This window comes from Pseudomonas sp. WC1 (assembly GCF_050586565.1).
Taxonomy (GTDB): Bacteria; Pseudomonadota; Gammaproteobacteria; order Pseudomonadales; family Pseudomonadaceae; genus Aquipseudomonas.
Genome location: NZ_JBOBDQ010000019.1, coordinates 1 through 21,137 on the forward strand (window position 1 = coordinate 1; position 21,137 = coordinate 21,137).

Below are 21,137 nucleotides of genomic sequence, written 5' to 3' on the forward strand. Positions count from 1 at the left end.
GCCGTGTCCGGGATGAGTTGACCACTACATGGTGAATAAGCTTGGAGTCGTGGTCGAGCTTTCTCTGCTAGCTCACTGATAAGGAAGGGAACCGGCGATCGCTGAAAACGCTGCCGGTGAATGGTGAAACTGGCTAGAGACAGACACAGGAGGTCACCTCCCTTGATACGTCATTTAACATAATATACATTATGCGTAGGTTTGTATTAAGCACCATGCCCAGAGGGAGGCCAGATTTCAGCCTCCATCAAAGCCCCATTGCCCGTCCAGCTCACTGGTACGTCAATTCCTTCGGTACTCCATACCGAGCGCCGTCATAATCCAGGTTAAACGTCTTCGTCCTCGACTTGACCTCCATTTCTTCACAGTCATCCTCGCCCTTGAGAACGGCCTGCCTGCCAGTCGAAACCTCGGTAACCCGCAATCGGCTGAATCCATCCTTGCCAGGTTTGCCAATCGCCAGGGTCCGCTTTGTCTCGCCGAATTCACCGGCGCAGACACCGTCCCATTCGCCATTGCTCTCGCTTACAACCAACTGCCCCATGATCTGCCGCAACTGCGAACCGTCGGTTACGTAGAGATTCAGGGTTTCGCTGCCGAACGGATTGACCCGTGACGAGCCTGTATGACTGATGCGCACGCCAAATGCCCGCAGTCCGGGCGCGACCTGGTAACGTGCGGTGTCCAGCGTCAGGCCTGAAAACCGCACCGCGTCGGAAGCGATCGCAGCCTCCTGGTAACTGTGGGCTATGACCTTGCCGCTGACGGCATCGGCCACCAGCACATCCAGGCCGTAATCGCCTTGCCCGTATTCATCGACGTTCACCATCAAAGGCAAGACTGCCAGCACCTGACTGGCGTCTGCGGGATTGACCTTGCAGACCACAAACTCGGTGGCGAGCTCCAAGGTTGGATGCAGGTCCTGGGCCCAGGTTTGCAGGTGCTGCGTGCAATCGCCCCAGGCGATCATGGGGGCAAGCAACAGCGGTAACACGGCGAATCGACGCATGAAGGTGTCTCATTCCTTTGATGTTTTTGCCAAGGTAAGCGAGTTGGGCGAAAACTTCACACGCTTGATAGATTCCTGCAACACGGCCCTTCGCCCTGCTCAGCTTTTAATAACGAGAAAGTATAACTCAACTAAATAAATATTTAGTTGAGTTATATACATAAGCCAGGAAATTCTGAAGCCGTGGCATGAGCCTACTGCCTACCCTCCTCCACAGACCTGTTCCGGCCAGCGAAATACCTCCAACCATCTATGCTCACCAGACCCACCCCACGGAGCCTGTTCGAAAATGGACATTCGCCAGAAAACCATCGGGTTCGGTCTGGTCAGCATCCTCGCCGCCCTGTTGCTCGGCGGTAGCGGCCTGCTCGCCGAGCATGACCAGAACCAGGCGTTGCAACGTAGCGAGGCCAGCATGGCGGCCCTGCGCAATCATATGGAAGGCGACATGATGCACGATGCGCTGCGCGCCGATGTGCTGGCCGCCCTGCTGGTCAAGCCGGGCGATACCGACACCGCCAACCAGGTGCTGGCCGACCTCGACGAGCACGCCAAGTGGTTCCGCAGCGTCGTGCAAAGCAACCTGGAGCTGCCCCTGGACACTGACCTGCACCAGGCCATCAACGACCTGGGCCCCCTCCTCGACCACTACATCGCCAGCGCCACCTCGATCATCCAGTTGGCATTGCAGTCGCCTGAACAGGCCCAGGCGCAGCTGCCGGCCTTCGTCGCCGCCTTCAAGGAGCTGGAGCAGCGCAACAGCACCCTCAGCGACCTGATCGCCGGCAATGCCGACAAGAGCCGCGAACAGAGCACCGCCACCCTGCACCAGGGCATCAGCGTGCTGGTGGCCGGGATGATCCTGGCGACCCTGGCGTTGGTGCTGTGCACCTTCCTGCTGCTGCGCTCGATCCTGCGGCCATTGAGCCAGACCATGGCGGTTGCCGAGCGTATCGCCCAGGGCGACCTCACCACCGCGATCGAGGTCCACGACCGTGACGAAACCGGGCATCTGTTGCGTTCGCTGGCGGACATGCGTGACAGCCTGGGCAACATGATCAAGGCCATCCATGAAGAGAACCTGCTGCTGCGCGAAGTGGCCGATGAACTGGGCCAGGCTTCCAGTAGCCTGGTGCAGCGTACCAGCCAGCAGTCCGACAGCGCCGTGAGCATGGCCTCGGCCACCGAGCAGATGATCGCCAGCCTGGCGCGGATCGCCGACCACGCCCGCGATGCGCAGGCCATTTCCGGGCAGTCCGAGCGCCTGGCCAGCGACGGCGGCGAGGTCATCCTCAACGTGGTTGGCGGTATGCAGGGGATCGACGAAGCGGTCAACCGTTCCTCTGAAACCATCACCGTGCTGGGGCAAAGCTCGGAAGAGATCCACTCGATCATCCAGGTGATCAACACCATCGCCGAGCAGACCAACCTGTTGGCCTTGAACGCGGCCATCGAAGCCGCCCGTGCCGGCGAGGCCGGGCGCGGGTTTGCCGTGGTCGCCGACGAAGTGCGGGGCCTGGCCGGGCGCACGGCGCAGTCGACCCGGGAGATCACCGGCATGATCGAACGTATCCGGCAAAGCACGGGCAACGCCGTCGACAGCATGCAGACCGGTGTCACCCGGGTGCGCGCCGGCGTGGAGCTGGCCACTCAGGCCGGGGCGTCGATCCAGCAGATTCGTGAAGGCGCCCGCCGCGCCGCGTCGGTGGTCGAAGAAATCTCGCAGACCATCGGTGAGCAGACTCGGGCCAGCCAGGATGTCGCCCAGCAGGTCGAGCTGATCGCCCGCATGTCGCGGGACAGCACCGACACCACGCGGCAGCTGGCCTCGGCGGCGCAGCGGCTGGGCGAGATTGCCCAGGGCATGCAGGCCAGTGTGTCGCGCTTTCGGGTGTGAAGGGTACCGTGGTTCAGGGCATGGAAACGGTCATTACCGCAGAGCCGGAAAACTCTCCCGGAGTGACCAAGCCGCTGCCAACCAGTCTTGACTTCATCAGGAGCCGCGCAGGACTGCCCTCTTCCACCGCGACAGGCAGGCCTGCCGAGGCGTCCAAGCCATTCATGGTGAGCTGCGAGTACAGGCTGTTGTCGGACCTCAAGCGCACACCCTTCGAGCCATCCCTGCTCAACGTGACAGTGACGCTGGATACATTGGTACAAGCCAGTTGCAGTTGTGTCGTCGCTTCGTGGCCATTGACCTCTGTGTCTTTCACAGTGCCGTGATCAATGAGCGGAGAACCATTGATTTGGCACTGCACCACAGGTTTCTTGACTTTGGTACAGGGGCCTACAGGAACCACGAAGCCACCAGTGCCTTCGTACGAATAACCTTCGGTAAACGAGATGCAGAACCGGTCATCGATGGTCGTGGTCTTGGGGACGAGTACCGATCCATGGAAAGGGATCTTGAAGCCCTGAGTGCTCAACTGGCTGTAGATGCTGCTCATCGAGGTTGAGGGCGTCAACCTCCAGTAGTTTCCACTGGAGATCATCCTCATGTAGTTGCCTGCTCCGTGAACACCATGGATGCTCAGGTTACAACTGACCGCCCTGAGATCGGTACAGTACGCTCCGCCCCCGCTGTTCCAGTCGGTGACCGTGAAATAGTAACGGGTTCCCCCCGGTTCGATGCGGCTTTCATCCGAAACGATGGTGACCGCCTGCGCCCTGCCGATCACCGTCGCGACGATGATGGCCAGGGCGAAGCGGGAGTACCTTGTCGACTTGCTCATCACAATCTTTGCCTGGCACATTGGACGTACAGAGTACGTAGGCAATTAGCTGTGATTACCTAGGCAGTATCCGAGCCATCACTAGGAAATTTCCGAAGATACATGAGCGCCTGATCCAGTGCATCGATGGCGGACTGTACGTCCTCGACCGCCTGCGCAAGGCGCGCAACGCTGATATCGGTGCTCTGGCACAGCCACTCCAGTTGCCGGCAACTCTCTACCACCTGCTGCGCCTTGACTACACGTGCGGCGCCCTTGATCCGGTGCGCAAGCTCGGCCAGGGCCCCGGTAGCCCCCTCCTCCAGCAATCGGCCAAGCGCTTGGCTATCCCGACGGTTATTGCCAACCAGCTTGTCAAGAATCTCGCGGAACTTGGCTGGCTGATTGCTTACCAGCACCTCAAGAGGCCCCAGATCCAGCAATGGGCTCTCAGCGTGCCGCATCGACAGTGGCACAGGTCCAGGCATGCTTGAAGGCTCGCCAGATGTGCCCAAGGCAGCGAGGCGTCTGCCGAGCTCATCCAGTCCTATAGGCTTGATCAGGCAATCATCCATGCCGGCCTGTATGCACTGTTCAATTTCTTCAGGCTGGGCATCGGCAGTCAAACCGATGATCACGGTGCGTTCAAGCCCTTTCTCCTGTTCCTGTCGGCGAATCTCCCGCGCCAGTTCCACACCGCTCATGACAGGCATGTGGCAGTCGCTGATGACAATATCGAAGGCTTGCGCGCTCCAGCATGCCAGGGCCTGCTGGCCATCCTGCGCCTGGATGACTTCATGGCCGAGGAACTGCAGTTGCTGGTGCAGCACCTGGCGATTGACCTGGTGATCATCCACCACCAACACCTGCAGACAGCAGACCTGACAAGGCGGCTCGGGCGATGGCGCGACAGCGCCACTCATGCGCTCCAGCACCTGCAGGCGCAGGTCAACCGCCACTCGCGTGCCACGGCCGGGCTCACTGCTCAGGTTTACCTGGCCACCCATCATTTCGCACAGCGAGCGGCAGATCACCAGGCCAAGCCCGGAGCCCTCAAGATGCTGAACATTGCGCTTGACCTGAGCAAAGGGCTGGAACAACCGGCTCTGCTCGGCTGGGCTGATACCCACGCCAGTATCTTCCACCACAAGAGCTACCCGGAGTACAGCATCCTCGACCAGCACACCACCCATGCGGATGCTGACGCGCCCCTCCTCTGTAAACTTGATGGCATTGCTGACCAGGTTCGACAACAGCTGCTTGAAGCGCAGGCCATCGATCAGTACATCGCAATTGATACTGGAGTCGACATCCAGCGACAGGTTCAGGCGTTTCTGACGCGCCAGCCCTTCAAACACCCGGACCACCGACTCGGCCAGTTCACGCAGGTTGGCGCGTTTGGGCGAAAGGCTCAGATGGCCGGATTCGATGCGTGCGATGTCAAGGATGTCGCCGATCAGGGACAGCAGGCTCTTGGCCGAACCATGGGCGATTTCGATGCTGGCACGGTCGATCGGCGTGCTGTCGGCGCGCTTGAGCGCCAGCTCCAGGATGCCGATCACCGCATTCATCGGCGTGCGGATCTCATGGCTCATTGTCGCCAGAAAACTGGTCTTGGCGCGGCTGGCCGCGTCAGCGCTGTCTTTGGCCTCTTCGAGTTGGCGCACCAGCTGGCGGTGCTCAGTGATGTCCAGCCAGCCACAGATGACTCCTTTGGTGACACCTTTTGAATCATGGAACGGTTGGATCCAGTGGTTGACCCACACCTCCCGGCCCTGCAACTGGAAGGTGCAGACCGTCTCGACGGTTTGTCCATCACGCATGGCTTTGAGGTAGTTACGCTGGAAATCACCCGAGCGCTCGAAGTGCCCTGCCGGCAATTGGCGCACGTTGCGCTCCAGTACCTGGGCAGCAGACAGGCCAACGGCCTGAAGGTAACTGCGGTTGCACGACAGCATGCGCCCTTTTACATCGCGAACATACAACGGCGGCGGCATGCTGTCGGTCAGGGCCTGGACGAATTGCAACTGGTCGCCGAGCTGCCGTTCGGCGACCAGCCGGGCCCTGACCTGGCGACGAAGGTAGCCCACCCATACCAGGGAGAGCCCCAGCAACAGCGCGGCACCGGTGATGATCTCGACGATCAGCCACTGGTAATCGACCCAGGTCTCCCCGCTCATGCCGGGCGGGGAGCGCCAACGGTTGGAAATCGCATTGAGTTCATCGGGCGCCACGTCGCGCAGGACCTTGTCGATGATCGACTGCAGTTCTGCATCACTTCGGCGCATGGCGAAATTGACGGTCGCCGGGCCGATATCGAGCGCGCGCTCGATCGCTAGTTGGCCATCGAAGAGGCGCTCGTTGTAGTACCGCGCAGCTGGCAAGGACACCACCGCGGCGTCCGCCCTGCCCTGGTACAAAAGGTTCATCGAGTCCAATGATCCGCCTGCCTCGATCAGCCTGGCATGCGGAAAGGTCGCACGAAAACGAGGAATAGCGACATGCCCAGTGGGAATGGCCACCTTCTTGTCGGCCAAGCTCATCGCAGAGGCCTGCTCCCGGGCACGGCGCAGCAACACGAACGGGCCACCCAGCAAAGGGCGCGAGAAACGCAGGTGCTCCTCACGTGTCGGGCTGGCGGTCATGATCGCCAGGTCCGCGTCACCCTGGCGGACCGCATCGATGATCTCAGGGAAGCCACCTCCGCGCGAGACTACCTGGAAGTGCAGCCCGGTACTGAGGGTAATGACTTCCAGCAGATCGGCTATACCACCGGTGAACACGCCTTTGGCGTCAAAATAGGCACCAGGTGCCAGATCATCGTTGATCACCAACCGTGCGACGGGATGACGTTCGATCCAGCGCCGCTGCTCCGAGGTCAGCTCCAGTGGCGTCTCACCGGGAATGAAACTGTTGCCAACCCAGCGTTTGGCCAAGGCCCCCATCCGCTCATTGCCAATGGCATGGATGGCAGTGTCCAGCAGTCGCTGCAGACGTGTGTTGTCCGCACGCAGCCCATAGCGGTAGTCAGCAGAGATCACATCGACAAAGCGTTCGAAGCGCACATAGTCGTAATAGGATCGGTTGATCTGGTAATAGGCGCTATACAGATCGTCCAGATAGACATCGGCCTGCCCGAACGCCGCTGCCGCGATTGCCTGGCCCGGGTCGGCGCTCACCTTGAACTGCGCACGGGGAAAGCGCTCGCGTAATGCCTCGACATGCTCGTCTGTCACGGCCACCTGCAGCCCGGCCAGGTCGGGCGGCGAATGCCGAGGTTCGGCGCTGGGCCTGAACACCGCCAGGCGATCATTCGCGTAAGGGGCGCTGAAGATCAACGTGTCGGATGGTGCTGGGCTGGCATGACGGCTGAGTACGTCAATGGTACCGGCCTGTAGTGCCTGCAGGGCATCCTGGTCGCTGGCATACGTCACCGCTTTCACCCGCAACCCCAGTAACTGCGCAACCAGGGCCGTCGCATCGGCGCTAATGCCTTCGTAACGATGGCCTTCGGCATTCACTGAAAAAGGTGGCGCCTCGCTGGGCGAAACACCGATCCTGAGTTCAGCCTTTTGACGCAACCATTGCCAGTCCTCGGCCGCCAGGTTGACGGGATAGTGTTCGGCGGCAAGCAACCCCGTGAGCGCTTGCGGCACAGGTAGCGTTGCTGCCGTCAGCTGGGCGCAGAACAGCATCAGGCATGGGTACAGCCATGGAAACCGTGGAAGCATGGGGGATAGAAAACCGAAGGGAGCAATGGATTGAAGGGGATTCATCAATGATGGCTGTGAGCCGTTGATCGGTCTTCCTGACTGAACAAATCATAGCGCACAGTCGTCGGCTTCATCTGCCTGCCGCGCACTTCCCCAGTACTCGATGAACAACCGCTCCGGCATAGGTCGGGCGAACAGGAAACCTTGGGCAAAGGTCGCACCGAGTTCGATCAGGCGCGCCAACTGTTCGGACGTTTCCACGCCTTCGATGACCAACGAAAGATCCAGGGCGCGAGCCAGCGCGATGGCGCAACTGATGATTGCCTCTCCCTGAGGCAGACTTTGCATTCGCTGCACAAAGCTGCGATCGAGCTTTATCTGGCTGAAGGGTAACTCGCCGAGCCGCTGCAAGGACGAGTAGCCAGCACCAAAGTCATCCATGGCCAATCCGCAGCCCATGATGCGCAGGCGCAGCAGATTCTCCAGGCTCTTTGCCGGAACGCTGATCAGGCTGGATTCGGTAATTTCGAAAGTTACCTGCGCCGGCGGTACCCGCAACTGCTTGAGCAGCGCCGATATCCGTTCGCTCAGGCAGTCACAGGCCAGTTGCGCGGGGTGCAGGTTGAAGGCGAGGTTGACCGGCGTGCCATGCGCCGCCAGCAACCGGGACAGGCTCAGACCTTGTCTGAGCAGTTGCCAGAAAAGTTGATCAACCAGGCCGCTCTGCTCCATCACCGGCAGAAAATGTGCGGGTGTCAGCACGCCCCAGCGGGGATGGGCCCAGCGAGCGAGTACTTCTGCGCCCATGCCCCGTTGCCCGGGCAAGCTCACCTTGGGCTGGTAGTAGGCTTCGAACTCGCCGTTGTCCAGCCCTTGTTGTACATCCCGCAACGTGGCCAGTTCGATGGCCTCGAGGGGGGCGGCCGTGCTCTGCCGATACGCGCGATAACGTCCGAGCAACCCGCTGAACCCCTCGAGACTGAAAGGTTTGCCCAGGTCGCCAAGGAACGGCAGGCCCAGGCAGTGGATCATCGCCACCGTGGCCCGGCGCAGCACTGAGTCCAGCTCGCTGCACAGCACCACCGCCCCCACCTTGCCGGTGAGGCTGGCATGGCGCAGGAATGCCAGGCCGTCGGTGCCCGGCATTCGCAAGTCGCAGAGCACAATGTCGATACCGCTGCTCTGGTGGAGTATCGCCAGGGCCTGTTCGCCGTCCGCGGCTTGCAGTATCGGGCCGCAGAACTGCTTTTGTAGCGCGGTCACAGTAACCAGGCGCTGGAAGGGTTCATCTTCCAGCACCAAAATGCTTAGAGGTTGCATTGCCGTCATTCCTGCAGGGGGAAAGCCAGTCTGAGAACGGCTGATCACCATCTCCATATGAGTTTTCCTAAGTTTTTTTAGGAAAATTCCTACACTGTACTTCCACAAACCTCGGCCCTTTCTCGCGCAGCCGATAGTGCTACCCTGTGCAAGCAAAACGCCACCGCACCATCCTGCATGGGTATTGAAGGTTAGAAAGATGCACAGTGTATTGATTGTTGACGACCATCCGGTCATTCGCCTTGCCGTCAGGGTATTGCTGGAAAAGCACGGCATGCGTGTAGTTGGCGAAACAGACAACGGCCTCGATGCGGTGCGGATGGTGCGTGAGTTGACGCCGCAGGTAGTGGTGCTCGATATCGGTATCCCGAAGCTTGACGGCCTGAGCGTGATTACCCGGATCAAAGCGTTGAGGGTACGTAGCGAGATCCTCGTGCTGACTTCGCAGACCGCCGATGCCGTGTGTCGCCGCTGCATCCAGCTGGGCGCCCGGGGGTTCGTCAACAAGGAGGAGGACTTGAACAGCCTGATTACCGCGATCAAGGCCGTGGACTCGGGTTACACCTTCTACCCGTCGTTGCCCTCTGACAGTGTCAACCCTGCGGAAAACCTGACCGAGCTGGAACAGATCCGCGCGCTGACCGATCGAGAGATGACCGTGCTGCAGTACCTCGCGCAGGGATACTCGAACAAGCAGATCGGTGAAATGCTGTTCCTGAGCAACAAGACCGTCAGCACCTACAAGACACGTCTTCTGCAGAAACTCTGCGTTCCATCACTGGTGGACCTGGCCGAGTTCGCCAAGCGCAATGCGTTGATTCCCTGACAGACTCCACCTCCTCGCCTGTAGGAAGTTTCCTATGGGTGCGTCGGCAACGTCCTACTCCATTCCTCCCCTCCCATTCCTAGACTGGCGCCACCTCGAACGTTGCTGGTCTGCGTTTCGAGCATGTTCCATCGAACCCCCTTCGAGGACGTCTACGTCAATACAGGAGTGTGAAAATGAAAGTCAGTACTTTGGCCGGCGCGATCATGGCAGTCAGCTTGGCCACGTTGTCGACCGCGAGTGTCGCCAAGGATCAGGGGCACGGTGTCATTACCTTCAAGGGTGCGATTATCGACGCGCCCTGCTCCATCGCCCAGGAGTCGCAATACCAGACGATCGACATGGACCAGATCGCCAACGCAGACCTGAAGAACGGCGGCAAGTCCCGGCTCACGCCATTCAAGATCGAGCTGCGAGGCTGCGACCTTGGCGCCCTGAAGAGCGCCACCGCGACCTTCACCGGCTCGCCTGCCGCCAACCCCGAACTGCTGGCAATCAAAGGCTCGGCCACCGGCGCCAGCCTGGCGATTGCCGACCACACCGGCGCGTTGATCAAGCTTGGCAGCGAATCGCCGGCACAGAGCTTGTCCGATGGCGATACCTCGCTGTTGTTCAATGCCTACCTGCAAGGCGACATGGTCGCCGGGAAGAACGGCAACCCTGACGCAGCTGCCGAGATCACCCCAGGCAGCTTCGAGACCTTCGCCAACTTTACCCTCGCCTACCAGTAACGCGGCGCACCACTGGAACGCTCCGCGGCGCGGCAATCGCCTTTGCCGCGGGGCGCATGAGGAGACGCCGATGCGTCATTGGACCCAGGTACGGCTCGCCGCACTGTGCCTCTGGACAGGCCTGAGCTGTGCGCAGACGGCCGAACCGAGGGCCCTGATGCCTAAAGGGCGCGTGCAACTGACGGGCAGCATCGTGGTTGGTGGCTGCTCCATTCGCGTTGGCAGCGATAACCAGACGGTGAGCCTGCCGGCCACGGCCTTGCAAGGACTGCTACGCGGCGATGGTATTTCGCAGCAACCGCTGCGCATCGAGATCAGCGGCTGCTTCGCAATGTCCGCGCAAGACCAGGCCGATCCACGGCAGTTGATGCGGGTCGTGTTCGACGGTGAGGGCAGCGAAGGCTATTTCAGCACCCAGGGCGATGCCAGAGGCGTCGCCCTGCAAATCCGGGACAGCAACGGAAAGCCGATCGTCCCCGGAACGGTGCTGCAAGGCAGTCACGTTGCGGTCGACCGACTGACCCTGGACTACGTCCTCGCACTGGTGGGCGACGGCGCCACCCTGGCATCGGGCGAGTTCCGCGCCACGGTCAGACTGGTCATTCAGCACCTCTGATCACGCCACCATTGGCGCTACAGCTTTCAAGGAACGCATTCGTGACTCATCGCAAGGTATCGGCAATCGCGGCACTGTCCTGCCTCGCGTCATGGGCGAGTGCTGCCCAGCAGTTTCAGTTCAACACCGACGTACTGGATGTCAAGGATCGCCAGCACCTGGATCTGGGTGTGTTTGCGTCGGCCAACTTCATCATGCCCGGGGAGTACACGCTCATGGTCCGCGTGAACCAGCAGGCACTGGCCGAATTCCAGGTGCCCTATATCGCCCGCAACGGCGATCCGAAGGACAGCGTCGCCTGTCTTGCCCCGTCACTGGTGGAACAGATCGGGCTAAAGGAGCAGCGGCTCGACGATCTGGCCTGGTGGCATGATGGCGCCTGCCTGGATCTCACCAGCGTGCCGGGCATGCAGGCGCACGGCGACCTGGGAGCCTCGGCCCTGAACCTGAGCATTCCCCAGGACTCTCTGGAATACACAGCGAGCAACTGGGACCCGCCTTCGCGCTGGGACCACGGTATCGACGGCTTGCTGTTCGACTACAACCTCAACCTGCAGAGCCGCTGGCGCAAGCGAGAACGAGGGCGCGGTGACAATTTGAGTGGCAACGGCACCACGGGTGTCAACCTTGGCGCCTGGCGCCTGCGAGGTGACTGGCAGGCGCAGGCGCAGCGTGGCAGCGACCGAACCTCCAGCCAGCAATTCACCTGGGCCCGGATCCATGCGCTGCGGCCTTTGCCCTCCCTGCGTGCGAACCTGGTCGTGGGGGAAGACTACCTGGACTCCGGCTTGTTCGGCAGCCTGCGCTATACCGGTGTCAACCTCGGCAGCGACGACAACATGCTGCCGCCGAACCTCAGGGGCTATGCCCCCGAAGTGCGCGGCGTGGCCAATACCAACGCACGCGTGGTAATCCGCCAGCAAGGCCGTGTGCTGTACGACACCCAGGTACCGCCAGGGCCGTTTCGCATTCAGGACCTGAACGATGCGGTGAGTGGCCAACTCGACGTACGCGTCGAGGAACAGGATGGTCATGTCCAGCAATTCCAGCTGGACACGGCAAGCATTCCTTACCTCGCACGCCCAGGCAGCGTGCGCTACAAGCTGGCCGCGGGTCAGCCTTCCGACTGGGAACATCGCCTCGATGGCCCAAGCTTCGCCACAGGCGAGTTTTCCTGGGGCGTCAGCAATGGCTGGTCGCTGTATGGCGGTGCCCTCGGCGCAGCGGGCTACAACGCACTTGCACTGGGCGCAGGCCGGGACCTCATGGCGTTCGGCGCCCTGTCGCTGGACGTGACCCAGTCTCGCGCCAACCTGCCCGGGGAAGATGCCCTGAGCGGCAAGTCCTACCGCGCTAGCTACTCGAAGCGCTTCGATGCCTATGACAGCCAGGTGACCTTTGCCGGGTACCGGTTTTCCCAGCGCAACTACATGAGCATCAACGAGTTCGTCGAGGCACGTCGTGGCGCCAACCCATTCAACCAGAGCAAGGAACTGTACAGCGCCACACTGAGCAAGCAGTTCCGTGACGCCGGGCTCAGCGCCTACCTGAACTACAACCACCAGACCTACTGGAACAGTCGGCCCAGTGATCGCTACAGCCTGTCACTGTCGCGCTATTTCGATACAGGTAACCTGAAGAACCTCAGCCTGTCGCTGACGGCGTACCGCAACACGGCCAATGGTACCGCCGAAGACGGTGCCTACCTGTCGCTCACCGTTCCCTGGGGCGGGACGGGCTCGCTGAGTCTCAACTCCTCGACCAGTGGTGGCGACAGCTCCCACACGCTGAGCGGCTACGACCGCATCGACGAACGCAGCCACTACATGCTCAGCGCCGGCACAGCGGCTGGCGGCAAGAGCCTGGGTGGCTTCTATTCCCGTGACGGCGATCAGATGCAACTGGTCGCCAGCGCCAGCCATCAGGCAGGCGAATACACCTCGGCGGGACTTTCACTGCAAGGCGGCGCGACCCTGACCGGCCAAGGCGCCGCGTTGCACCGCAGCAGCGTGATGGGTGGCACCCGGCTGCTGCTAGATACCCAGGGTGTGGCGGGTGTGCCGGTACGTGGCAATGGCGCGGTCACCCGTACCAACCGTTTCGGCAAAGCCGTGGTCACCGATGTCAACAGTTACTACCGCAACCAGGCCAGCATCGAGCTGGACAGCCTGGCTGACGACGTCGAAGCCACTCGCTCGGTGACCCAGGCCACATTGACCGAGGGGGCTATCGGCTATCGGCGCTTCGATGTGATTGCCGGACATAAAGCCATGGTCGTCATTCGCCTGGGCGAGCACGGCACGCCACCGTTCGGCGCCACGGTGCAGAACCTGCGCGGCCAGGAAACCGGCATCGTCGGCGAGGACGGTGCGACCTACCTGAGCGGCATGAAACCCGGCGAAGCCATGTCCTTGCACTGGGACGGCGCCGAACGTTGCCGCTTCACCCTGCCCTCGCAACTGACCAGCCCGCAGCAAGCGCTGGAGCTCTCCTGCCAGCCTGTCGGCACCGCTGCTTGATATTTTCACGAAACAGGAACGCACCCATGAACATCTTGCAACCTCTGGGCATCATGCTTGCCTTGTGCACCGCTCAAACGACCCTCGCGGCAGTATCGCTGGACCGCACCCGGGTCATCTTCACCGGTGCGGACAAGTCGGTGAGCCTCGGTATCAGCAACCAGAATGCTCAACTGCCCTACCTGGCGCAGGCCTGGCTCGAGAATGAACATGCCGAGAAAATCGGCAGCCCCTTGGTCGTCGTCCCGCCTATCCAGCGTCTGGAGGCCGGCAGCAACAGTCAGGTGAAGATCCAGGGCCTGCCCGCGCTTGCCGAACTGCCGCAGGATCGCGAATCACTGTTCTATTTCAACCTGCGTGAAATTCCGCCGCGCAGTGACAAGCCGAACACCTTGCAGATCGCCTTGCAGACGCGAGTGAAGCTGTTCTATCGCCCCGCCGCGATCGCCACCAAGGCCAGCATGGGCCAGGTACCCTGGCAGGAACGTCTGACGCTGATTCGCCAGGGGGATGCCTATCGGGTAAACAACCCCACCCCTTACTACGTCACGCTTATCGACGCTGCCCGTGATGCGAAAGCCGGCTCCGTGAGTGCTTTCAAGCCATTGATGGTCGCCCCGGGCGCGCAACAGGACCTTGGGCTGGGCCGTACCCAGCTGGGCGATAGCCCGGTGCTTACGTATGTGAACGATTATGGCGGTCGCCCACGCTTGAGCTTCACCTGCGCTGGGGACACCTGCACCGCCAGCCCGCTTGCCGGCAGTCAATGAGCCTTGCCATGCACTATTGGTCGATGAGCAAGACATTCAACGTGCGCCTGACGGTTTTGCTCTGCGCCGGCAATGCATTGTTGCCGCTCCTGGCAAGCGCACGCGATCTGCAGACAGCCGAGTTCCAGGTCACGGGGGTGTTGCTGGAGAGCGCCTGCTATCTGGCACCTGACTCGGCATACCAGGCCATTGCGCTGGGGGCGCTGGACACCCGCACACTGGCTCGCCTGGGTGAACGGGGCGCTGCCGTCCCATTGCGCCTGAAACTCGAGGGTTGCGTGCGCAGTGAGGGTGGCCGCCGTGATGAACAGACTGGAACACTGAGCTGGAGTGCCATCGAGCCGGTGGCCACGGTGACATTCAGCGCCGTTGCCGACAGTGATACGCCGGAGCTGATCAAGGTGGCTGGCGCCGCAGGTTTCGGCCTGCGTCTGCTCAACGTGCATGGGCAGGATGTCCGGCTGGGCAACAGCGCACCTGCCTGGTTCGTTTCTCCGGGCGCCAGCCAGCTGACGTTCTATCTGCGGCCAGAGCGCACCTCGGCGGCGCTGCAACCCGGCGCGTTCCGCGCCAGTCTCTGGGTGAACCTGACATATGACTGAGGGTAGACCGATGAGGGTGTTGAAGGTGGCGGTCTCCATTGCCCTGCTATGGGGCTTGTCGACCGTGAACGCGGACGAACGCAAAGTACTGACCATCAAGGGCACGGTCCTCGCTTCGATTCCCTGCGTGATCAATGCCGACCAGCCGATCGACGCGGCATTCGGTGACGTGCAGACAGCGTTCATCGATGGCGTCTACAAGACCATCACCCTCGACTACACCCTCGATTGCAAACGAGCCGGCACCAACCAGTTGCGCCTGCAGATCAAGGGCAGCATCGCGGGCTTCGATCCGCAGTTGCTGCTCGTGCCTGGCCGTCCCGGTCTCGGGATTGCCTTGAAGAAGGATAACGCCAGGCTCGGCGTCAATACCTGGAGCGACTTCGACTCCGGCAAAGTGCCCCTGCTTCAGGCAGTGCTGGTCAAGCAACCGGGTAGCGATATCGGATCCGGCGCATTCAAGGCCAGTGCGACCCTGGTCGTGGACTATCGATGAACAGACTCTACCGTGCGCTCCTGGCGCTTTTACTGCTCGCCCTTGCGCTCTCGGGCAAGGCTGCCGACAACGTGCAGTTCAGTGGCAACCTGATCGCCACGCCGCTGTGCACCCTCAGTGACAAAGGCGGCCGTATCGATGTGCGCTTCCAACGCAACATCGCCATCAATCGCATCGATGGCCATGAGTATCGTCAGCCGATCCCCTATCAGCTCGACTGCCCCGGCGCGGCGGGTTCGGGCATTGCCTGGCGCATGCGCCTGACCTTGGTGGGTGACCCCACAGCCTTTGATCCGGCGGCGTTGCAGACATCGATTCCCGACCTGGGAATCAAGGTTCTGCTGGACGGTGCCGACCTTGTGGTGGGTATCTCCCGCCCGCTCCAGGTGTCCAACGGTTCGCCACTGCCGCTGCTGGAGGCGGTCCCGGTCAAGCGCCGCGACGCTGTGCTGCAGAGCAAGGACTTCACCGCCTCGGCCTTACTGCTCGCCGAACTCTACTAGGAGCGTCCATGTACAAGATCATCGCAGTCTGTATGACGGCCTGCCTGGTCGGGCAGGCCCAGGCCAACGAGGACAACCTGTTTTTCTCAGGCACGTTGGTCAATGAGCCCTGCGTGCTGGCCACTGAGTCTGAAGCGGTCACGCTCGACTTCGGCAACATCGTCGACAAGGCGCTCTACCTCAATGGGCGTACCCGCGGCGAACCAGTCGTCCTGCGCTTGCAGAACTGCACGCCAGAGGTGGGCGCAAAAGGCGTCAGCATCACCCTGCATGGCACCGAGAGCATCGAACACCCTGGCCTGCTCGTGGTTGCCGAAGGTTTGCTGGTGGGCCTGGAGCGCGGCAATGGACAAGCCCTGGCGTTGAACAAGGCCCATCCGATGGGCGATTTGGTCAACGGCGAGAATCTGATCGGCTTCAATGCGTACCTGCAACGCGACCTCTTGGCAGGGCAGATCCTGCAGCCAGGCAGGTTTGAAGGGACGGTCACCTTCTCACTCAGCTACGAATGACAGGACGCCTCGAGGCACCCTGTCTTCGGTGGGTACTACTTGCTCAACGCCTTGCCCACCGCGTTGACGAATACCGCCTGCTCGTCATACAGCGAGCCGGGGCTCTCGGCGTTCTTCCAGGTCGACCACTGCACCACTACCAGACGCTCCGCCGAGTTGATGGCGATGCTCTGGCCAAAGATGCCCAGCGCCCAGAACGTCTGGCCGCTGGTGGCGGTGCGCTTGGGTTCGGCATCGCTGTCTGGGGCCGGCGCGTTGTACCACCACTGGTAGCCGTACTGACCCTTGGGTGCGGCGGCCGTCACTGAGCCCTTGGCCTGGGTCCAGTGGGTGGAGCGCGCGATCCAGTCGTCCGGGAGCAGCTTGTCGCCCGTTGGCAATTGTCCGCCACTCAGCACGAACTGGCCGAACCGCCCCCAGTCACGCAACGTGGCATTGAAGCCGTGGCCGCCCATGTCCACCTTGCCGGGCACCAGCGCATGCCAGACCCCGGCCTGTTGCATGCCGTAGCGGCTCCACACGCGGCTCTGCAGGTACTTGGCAATGGTCATGCCGGTGGCATTCTCCAGCACCCGACCGACCAGCCAGGCGCCACCGGTGTTGTACGACCAGACCTCGCCCGGCTTGACCCCGGGCTTGCGCTTGACCGACCTCACCAGTTCGAGCACGCAGTGATAGGGATCGGCGGTGGCCTCGCACTGGGTCATGTGCGAAAAGTCCGAATCCTTGGAGGCGTAGTTCTCGTCCCAGATTACGCCCGAGGTGTGTTGCAACAGCTGGTGCAAGGTTACGTCCTGCCATTCGGAACCCTCCAGTTCCGGAACATAGCGGCTGATTCTGTCGTCCAGCGACTGGATCTTGCCTTCCTTGACAGCGATGCCGACCAGCACGCTGACCACCGACTTGGCCACCGAGCGGGACGTCCACAAGGTCTGCGACGTGTTGCCCTTGCCGTAGTACTCGTAGGCGATCTTGCCGTCCTTGAGCACCAGCAGGCCGGTCACGCTCTGGTTGGCCAGGTATTGCGCCAGGTTGTGCGTCTTGCCGCCCAACTGATACTGCACGTCAGTCAGTGTGTGGCTGGCCGGCGGCAAGGGAAATGGCGTGGCGCCGTTCGGGGCGAAGACATCGCCACCGTAGAGGCGGTAGGTGTTGCGAAAGCCCACGACCCGGGTGTCCTGGTCCCAGGTGAGCATATCCCTGGCAGCCGGCAGCACCTTGTCGAAGGGCTGCGGGCAGGGTTCAAGCTCTGGCACGCCGCAGGCCCCCTTGTTGTCGGCCGCCTGCGCCGCACCAGCCAGGGCGGCGAGCGTCAGGGCCAGGATGGAAAGACCGTTGAACGACTTATTTATTGTTGTTGGCCGCATCGGAGGGCTCCTCGTAAAGCGCGGAAATACGCCGTCCCGAGTGTCGACAACTTGAGCGGGCGGGAAAAGCACAATAAATTTGCCTTCACTATTAAAAAAACTAACAGCCAGGAGAGTGCCCATGGCCGAAGATCGACTGCCCCCGCTCAACGCCGTGCGTGCTTTCGAGGCCGCCGCCCGCCTGGGTAGTTATGTCGCGGCCTCCCAGGCGTTGCACGTGACCCAGCCGGCGATCGGTCGGCATGTGAAGAACCTCGAGGCCTGGCTGGGCGTGCGCCTGTTCGAGCGCTCCCCCCGCGGCGTGACCCTCACCCTGCCCGGCGCCCATTACTACAAGGCCGCAGCCGAAGCACTGCAGATCCTTGCCGATGCCGGTGCACGCCTGGCGCAACGGGGAGACGAGCGCTGGCTACGGATCCTCTGCGTGCCGGCGTTCGCTTCACGCTGGCTGACACCGCGCATCGACACCTTGCGCAGCCTGCGCCCGGACCTGAGGATCGCCATCGAGCCCAATGCCACGTTCACCAGCGTGGATGCCCGCCAGGCGGACCTGGGCATCGCCTTCGGCCTGCCGGGTGAGCTGAACGGTGTACGCGAGGTGTTGATCCGCCCGAAGGTGTTCGCGGTATGCGCGCCGAGCTACCTGGCGCAGTTGCCCGCAGGGCTGAGCGCTGCCGACCTGCCCGCCTTGCGGCTGATCCATGTCGATGACGGCACCTGGTGGAACAGCTGGTTCGCGGCCAATGGCCTCAGGGTGCGGGTCAAGGCCGATACCTCGCATATCAGCAACGATATCGTGCTGAACCTGGCCCAGCGCGGCCACGGCATCGCCCTGGCCACCGAAGTGCTGGTCGGACGTGAACTGCGCGAAGGCAGCCTGGTGCGTTGCGTGGAACAGGCCGTGGCGCTGGAGAGCTACCAGTTGCTGACGCCGACTCAGCCGCCGAGTGCCGATGCGTTGTGGTTCATGGATTGGCTGGGGGGCAGCCTGCGCGAGGAGTTTCCGGATGCGCTGTGAGTCTGGCACCGGCTGCGCTGGTGGTCGCGGGGCAAGTCGCATCGGCTCGCCGCCGCTCCCACGCAGCCAGTGTGGGGTTGGCTAGAAATCCACCGAGGTGGAGAACAACAACGACCGCGGCGTGCCCAGCCCTCCGGACAGGCCGCTGCCGTCGCCGCCGTTCCACGAGCCGATCCAGTAGGCCTTGTTGGTCACGTTCTGCACGGTGGCACGCAAGGTGACCGGCTTGTCCGAGACCTTCAGGGTGTACCGGGCGCCGAGATCGAAAATCGTGTAGGACGGCAGCGACAGGTTGTTGGCATCGGTGGCGTAGCGCCGGCCAGCATAGTTGGCGTTGCCGGTCAGGGTCAGCCCGGGCATCTCGCGCAGGTCGTACTCGACGCCGAGCTTCGCCAGCACCTTGGGCACGCCGGTGGCCTGGTTGCCTTCGTTTTCCTTGCGTATCGATTGGGTCAGCTCAGCCTTGGTGTAGGACGCACCGCCAAGCAGGCGCAAGCCCGGCTCGAGCTCGCCGAAGAACGACCACTCCAGGCCACGGTTGCGCTGCTCGCCGTACACGCCGTAGATCTGCGTGAGCGGATCGGTATAGGCGCTGGGCTTTTTCACCTGGTAGACACTGACCGTGTGCGCGAAGGTGCCCAGGTCGAGCTTGGCGCCCAGTTCGTACTGCTTGGTCTGGTACGGCGCCATGATCGCGCCGGCGTTGCGCGCGTTGTCCGGGGCGATGCCGCCCTGGCTCAGGCCTTCGATGTAGTTGCCGTACAGCGACAGCTCGTCGGTGACCTTTACCAGCAAGGCTGTGGCCGGCGAAACCCGGCTTTCATCGTAGGGCTTGGAAGTACGCTGGTGGTTGCCGTTGTAGTTCGACGCGCGCACGTTCTGGTGGCGTGCACCGACGGTCCACTGCACCTTGTCATCGAGGAACGACATCGTGTCGAGCAAGGCTTCGCTGCTCAGCCGGGCGCGCATGCGCGAGGTGACGTTGCCGTACTCGCCGATCTCCGGGCGCGGGCCATAGTCCAGGTTGTAGTAGTTGGTGAGGATGCGTGTCGGCAGGCGCTTGTCCTTGAAACTGTTCTCGGAGTCGTAGCGGGTGGCCGCCAGCGACCAGGCGTGGTCGACCGGGCCAGTGGCGAAGCGCCCGCGCAGGCCGACCTCGCCGGACTTCTGCTCACCATCACGAGCCGAGCGGATCGGTGTGGCGGAGATGTCGCCGGCATCATTGAGCAGCATGCCGCTGGTCATCAGCGCGTTGTAGCCCCCTTCCCGATGGCCCCAGCCGGCGAATGCGGTGAGCGAGTCGTTGAGGTCGTACTCGCCGCGCAGCACCACGGTGTCGGTGTCGTTGACGGTGTAGCCCCACTCCGGGGCCAGCGAGTGATCGCCCTTCTTGGCCTTGGGCAGGTGGGTCACGCCGGGGCTGATCGAGGCGATGCCGAAATAGTTGACCCCGTCCATGCGTTCGCGCTGGTGGTAGTAGTCCAGCGACGCCCTCGCCCGCTCGCCGCGCCAGTCCAGGGCCAGGGACGACAGCTGCATGCGGTGCTGCTGGTCGTCCACCGGGGTGTCGCCGTCGCGGTAGACGCCATTGAAGCGCACGCCGAACTGCTTCTGGTCGCCGAAGCGGCGGCCGATATCGGCATGCATGCCAGCCAGGCCATCGGACTCGTAGGAGGCGGTCAACCGGGCCAGGGGCTCGTCGCCGGCACGCTTGGGCACGATATTGATGCTGCCGCCGACGCTGCCGTCTGGCGGCATGCCGTTGAGCAGCGCCGACGGGCCCTTGAGCACTTCGATGCGCTCGGCAAGCTCGGTGGAGCCGCGCATGTTCGGCGCCATGCTCGGCAGGCCGTTGAAGGTAATGTCGTTGCCGGTACTGTACAGGCCGCGAATGAAGAAGGTCTCGAAGATGCCGCGCTTGCTCGGCACATAGACCGAAGGATCGGTGGCACCGATCACCGCGCCGATGTCCTGGGCCTGGCGGTTCTCGATGTATTCCTTGGTGTAGCTGATGGCGTTGAACGGGGTTTCGCTGAAGTCCTTGTTGCCCATCAGCCCTACCCGGCTGCCCGAGCCGACCTGGCCCCCGGCATATTCCGGTGGCGGGGCACCGAGGGCGTCACGGGTTTCCTGCACCAGGGTTTCCGGCAGGGTCAGGCCCTCTTCCTTCACATCGGGGGGCTGCTGCTGCGCCGAGGTGGTGCTGCGTGGCGGTTGCGCGAAGGCATTGCCGGCGATGGCGGCCATGCCCAGCAGCACGGCCATGCGCAAGGCCCTGCGGGGCAGTTTCGGGGCCTGGGGATGTTGCAGTGGAGGCATGAGGGATTCCTTTCGGGACAGAATGGTAATGTTTCTCATTAGTCATTCCGTACGAATCGGCGAATCCCTCAACAGAAATTACACTCAAATGGCCACTATCGGTTT

At 62.2% G+C, this 21,137-nt stretch carries 17 protein-coding genes and 1 pseudogene; 12 read left to right on the forward strand and 6 right to left on the reverse strand.

The genetic code is table 11. The features are described 5' to 3' along the window. Positions 1 to 271: 271 nt before the first annotated feature. Positions 272 to 1,009 (reverse strand): hypothetical protein, encoded by a 738-nt coding sequence (locus ACQ4OD_RS11105; protein ID WP_430944288.1) that lies wholly within the window; start codon positions 1,007 to 1,009, stop codon positions 272 to 274. A gap of 856 nt (positions 1,010 to 1,865) precedes the next feature. On the opposite strand from ACQ4OD_RS11105, the pseudogene ACQ4OD_RS11110 reads away from it, so the two are divergent. Together ACQ4OD_RS11110 and ACQ4OD_RS11115 are read left to right on the forward strand one after the other, a co-directional pair. Further along, a pseudogene (locus ACQ4OD_RS11110) lies at positions 1,866 to 2,045 on the forward strand (HAMP domain-containing protein); the annotation flags it as partial. Between the two features lie 135 nt (positions 2,046 to 2,180). Next, positions 2,181 to 2,906, forward strand: coding sequence for a methyl-accepting chemotaxis protein (locus ACQ4OD_RS11115; protein ID WP_404940929.1), 726 nt, complete (start codon positions 2,181 to 2,183; stop codon positions 2,904 to 2,906). Between the two features lie 13 nt (positions 2,907 to 2,919). Here ACQ4OD_RS11115 and ACQ4OD_RS11120 read toward each other — a convergent pair whose 3' ends face one another. The 3 genes from ACQ4OD_RS11120 to ACQ4OD_RS11130 form a co-directional block, all read right to left on the reverse strand. Further along, the gene (locus ACQ4OD_RS11120) at positions 2,920 to 3,741 is read right to left on the reverse strand and encodes a hypothetical protein (protein WP_430944289.1); all 822 of its coding nucleotides are present in this window, start codon (positions 3,739 to 3,741) and stop codon (positions 2,920 to 2,922) included. A 59-nt stretch (positions 3,742 to 3,800) separates the two neighbouring features. Beyond that, the gene (locus ACQ4OD_RS11125) at positions 3,801 to 7,451 is read right to left on the reverse strand and encodes a response regulator (RefSeq protein ID WP_430944290.1); all 3,651 of its coding nucleotides are present in this window, start codon (positions 7,449 to 7,451) and stop codon (positions 3,801 to 3,803) included. A gap of 90 nt (positions 7,452 to 7,541) precedes the next feature. Continuing rightward, entirely contained in the window at positions 7,542 to 8,753 is a 1,212-nt protein-coding gene (locus tag ACQ4OD_RS11130) for an EAL domain-containing response regulator (protein WP_430944324.1), read from the reverse strand. 199 nt (positions 8,754 to 8,952) lie between these two features. Between ACQ4OD_RS11130 and ACQ4OD_RS11135 the strand changes: the two genes are divergently transcribed. The 9 genes from ACQ4OD_RS11135 to ACQ4OD_RS11175 all read left to right on the forward strand — a co-directional run bounded on the left by ACQ4OD_RS11135 (position 8,953) and on the right by ACQ4OD_RS11175 (position 16,328). After that, positions 8,953 to 9,579, forward strand: a complete 627-nt coding sequence (locus ACQ4OD_RS11135) for a response regulator (protein WP_430944291.1) — start codon at positions 8,953 to 8,955, stop codon at positions 9,577 to 9,579. A 176-nt stretch (positions 9,580 to 9,755) separates the two neighbouring features. Then, complete coding sequence (locus ACQ4OD_RS11140) at positions 9,756 to 10,310, forward strand: fimbrial protein (RefSeq protein ID WP_102681994.1); 555 nt, start codon at positions 9,756 to 9,758, stop codon at positions 10,308 to 10,310. Positions 10,311 to 10,380: 70 nt separating this feature from the next. After that, complete coding sequence (locus tag ACQ4OD_RS11145; protein ID WP_430944292.1) at positions 10,381 to 10,926, forward strand: fimbrial protein; 546 nt, start codon at positions 10,381 to 10,383, stop codon at positions 10,924 to 10,926. Positions 10,927 to 10,967: 41 nt separating this feature from the next. Then, positions 10,968 to 13,445: an outer membrane usher protein gene (locus tag ACQ4OD_RS11150; protein ID WP_430944293.1), complete on the forward strand. Its 2,478-nt coding sequence runs from the start codon at positions 10,968 to 10,970 to the stop codon at positions 13,443 to 13,445. Between the two features lie 26 nt (positions 13,446 to 13,471). Continuing rightward, complete coding sequence (locus tag ACQ4OD_RS11155; RefSeq protein ID WP_102681995.1) at positions 13,472 to 14,215, forward strand: fimbria/pilus periplasmic chaperone; 744 nt, start codon at positions 13,472 to 13,474, stop codon at positions 14,213 to 14,215. 8 nt (positions 14,216 to 14,223) lie between these two features. Continuing rightward, complete coding sequence (locus ACQ4OD_RS11160; RefSeq protein ID WP_158247484.1) at positions 14,224 to 14,817, forward strand: fimbrial protein; 594 nt, start codon at positions 14,224 to 14,226, stop codon at positions 14,815 to 14,817. A gap of 10 nt (positions 14,818 to 14,827) precedes the next feature. Further along, positions 14,828 to 15,313 carry a fimbrial protein gene (locus ACQ4OD_RS11165; RefSeq protein ID WP_430944294.1) on the forward strand — a complete coding sequence of 162 codons (486 nt, stop codon included), beginning with the start codon at positions 14,828 to 14,830 and terminating at the stop codon, positions 15,311 to 15,313. Beyond that, entirely contained in the window at positions 15,310 to 15,816 is a 507-nt protein-coding gene (locus ACQ4OD_RS11170) for a fimbrial protein (protein WP_102681998.1), read from the forward strand. Before ACQ4OD_RS11165 ends, ACQ4OD_RS11170 begins: the two co-directional genes overlap by 4 nt. Before the next feature lie 8 nt (positions 15,817 to 15,824). Further along, entirely contained in the window at positions 15,825 to 16,328 is a 504-nt protein-coding gene (locus tag ACQ4OD_RS11175; protein WP_430944295.1) for a fimbrial protein, read from the forward strand. Between the two features lie 35 nt (positions 16,329 to 16,363). On the opposite strand, the gene ACQ4OD_RS11180 is transcribed toward ACQ4OD_RS11175, so the two are convergent. Further along, complete coding sequence (locus ACQ4OD_RS11180; RefSeq protein WP_430944296.1) at positions 16,364 to 17,695, reverse strand: serine hydrolase domain-containing protein; 1,332 nt, start codon at positions 17,693 to 17,695, stop codon at positions 16,364 to 16,366. 121 nt (positions 17,696 to 17,816) lie between these two features. Between ACQ4OD_RS11180 and ACQ4OD_RS11185 the strand changes: the two genes are divergently transcribed. Beyond that, the gene (locus ACQ4OD_RS11185) at positions 17,817 to 18,713 is read left to right on the forward strand and encodes a LysR substrate-binding domain-containing protein (RefSeq protein WP_139671009.1); all 897 of its coding nucleotides are present in this window, start codon (positions 17,817 to 17,819) and stop codon (positions 18,711 to 18,713) included. Between the two features lie 81 nt (positions 18,714 to 18,794). Here ACQ4OD_RS11185 and ACQ4OD_RS11190 read toward each other — a convergent pair whose 3' ends face one another. Next, the gene (locus ACQ4OD_RS11190) at positions 18,795 to 21,032 is read right to left on the reverse strand and encodes a TonB-dependent receptor (protein WP_430944297.1); all 2,238 of its coding nucleotides are present in this window, start codon (positions 21,030 to 21,032) and stop codon (positions 18,795 to 18,797) included. Between the last annotated feature and the right edge of the window lie 105 nt (positions 21,033 to 21,137).